This is a genomic window from Mycobacterium sp. DBP42, assembly GCF_005924235.1.
Taxonomy (GTDB): Bacteria; Actinomycetota; Actinomycetes; order Mycobacteriales; family Mycobacteriaceae; genus Mycobacterium; species Mycobacterium syngnathidarum.
Window position 1 is genome coordinate 1 of the sequence record NZ_VCMY01000125.1, and the last position, 391, is coordinate 391.

A 391-nucleotide genomic window follows, 5' to 3' on the forward strand; every position below is an offset into this window, starting at 1 on the left:
ATATTAAACAGCACCGGCGTGGTTTTAATCAGCGTCGCGACGCCCGCATAGGCTAAAAACATCAGCACCGCATCGCCAATAAACACACCGCTCGCGGCAAGATAGCCGCCCTTTATCCCTCGCCCGACGCTGTTTTTTAAAACGAATATCGTATTCGGCCCCGGCACTAATACAATAAAAATCGCCCCCACCAGATAGGTCCAGTAATTCAGTACGCCATACTCTGCAAACACGTTAACCTCTTCCTGAAACAACACATACGCTTAGCTGCGAAACAATATGCTAACCAATGCACCTGATGATGGAAAGGGAAATCCCTTAAACGGAGGTTCCACGTTGACGGGTGTTTTATCTGACGACCAGCAGATCCGACACGCGCGTAGTGTAGCGG

At 49.6% G+C, this 391-nt stretch carries 1 protein-coding gene; it reads right to left on the bottom strand.

Features of this window, described 5'->3' with window-relative positions:
- Positions 1-233, bottom strand: a 233-nt coding sequence (locus tag E0T84_RS31695) for a LysE family transporter (protein WP_171055248.1), incomplete at its 3' end; no start/stop codon positions are given.
- Positions 234-391: the final 158 nt, after the last annotated feature.